We start from the raw sequence: 1516 nt of genomic DNA, 5'->3' as shown, positions 1-1516 counted from the left end.
CGCCAGGGCCTGACGGTGGCGCGCCGCACGGTGACCAAGTACCGCCAGTTGCTGAAGGTCGAACCGGTCGAGCGGCGCAAGCGGGCAGCCTGAATCAAAAAGTCACAAACCGAGCGGGCACGACACTTGCCAGCAGAAGTCCAGCGGCCAGCCGACAACCGATGTCGGCGCCGTCCGACAGACCCCGGCCCGCAACCGAATGCGGGCGACCGAAAGCCCTTCATGCAGGACCGCGCCCTCACGCTCCACGCCCTCGGCTCCACGCTGTTCGACCGGTTGCCGCAAGCGGCGCTGCTCGTCGATGCCCAAGGGCATGTGCTGGACGCCAACCCGGCCGCCCTGGCGCTGGTGCGCGGCGGCGACCTGCCGTCCGACCTGATGCGCCTGGCGCCGTCGCTTGCGCTGGGCCGGGCGCTGACCGACGGCGAGGAATGGGCCGGCGAGGTCAGCATCGGCTCGGACGACGGCGTGCGCCCGTTCGATGCCCGGTTGCTGAAGGTGCCCTGCAACGACGGCGCCCGCTTCGTCTGCCTGCTGCAGCCGGCACCGCAGTCCGCACGCGACGGCGGGCGCGATTTCCGCCATGTCGCCGATGCGGCACCGGTGATGATCTGGCTGGCCGGCCCGGACCGCTGGTGCGAGTGGGTCAACAAGCCGTGGCTGCAGTTCACCGGCACGACGCTCGACGAGGAACGCGGCAACGGCTGGACGCAGGTGGTGCACCCGGAAGATCTCGAACGCTGCATGGGCATCTACTCCACCAGCTTCCATGCGCGCCAGCCCTTCGTGATGGACTACCGGCTGCGCCGCCACGACGGCGTCTACCGCTGGGTGCTGGACAACGGCGTGCCGCACACCAGCAGCGACGGCCGCTTCCTCGGCTACGTCGGCAGCTGCGTCGACATCCACGAGCGCCGGGAGCTCGAGGAACGCCTGGCCGAGCGCACGCAGGCGATGCGGCTGTCCGACCGGCGCCAGGGCGAATTCCTCGCGCTGCTGTCGCACGAATTGCGCAACCCGCTGGCGCCGATCGCCAACGCGGCCAGCGTGCTGCGTACGATGGAAAGCGACAACCCGACGATCGGGCGGCTGCGCGAGATCGTCGAGCGCCAGGTGGCGCGACTGCGCCGGCTGATCGACGACCTGGTCGACGTGACGCGCGTCGCGCAGGGCCAGATCACGCTGATCAAGGAACCGGTGGCGGTGGATGCGGTGGTGCGCACCGCGCTCGACGGCCTGCGCACGAAGCTCAGTGCCGCCGGCCACACACTGAAGACCGAGTTCCCGAAGGAGCCGGCGTGGGTCGACGGCGACGCGCTGCGGCTCGCGCAGGCCGTTTCGGCGATCGTCTACAACGCATCGATCTTCTCGCGCGATCCGGGCGAGATCGCGGTGTCGGTGCAGGCCCGTGGCGGGCAGGTGCTGGTGCGCGTGAAGGACCGCGGGCAAGGCATCGCCGCCGACTTCCTGCCGCATGTGTTCGAGCTGTTCGCGCGCCACGATGCCGGCACCGCGG

Annotated in this window: 2 protein-coding genes; both read left to right on the top strand. The window is 70.4% G+C overall.

Going from position 1 to position 1516, the window contains the following annotated elements; translation table 11 throughout:
- The first annotated feature begins 15 nt into the window (after nucleotides 1-15).
- On the top strand, nucleotides 16-93 hold the full coding sequence (locus tag AC1D15_RS31580; RefSeq protein ID WP_477829151.1) for an RNA polymerase factor sigma-54: 78 nt from the start codon (nucleotides 16-18) through the stop codon (nucleotides 91-93).
- A gap of 129 nt (nucleotides 94-222) precedes the next feature.
- A partial coding sequence (locus tag AC1D15_RS31575; RefSeq protein WP_477829150.1) for a sensor histidine kinase occupies nucleotides 223-1516 on the top strand: 1294 nt, incomplete at its 3' end.

The sequence above is a fragment of the Rhizobacter sp. P2_H2 genome (genome assembly GCF_056403375.1).
The sequence above is the reverse complement of the archived record's forward strand: the minus strand, read 5'-3'. Positions and strand labels throughout refer to the sequence as shown.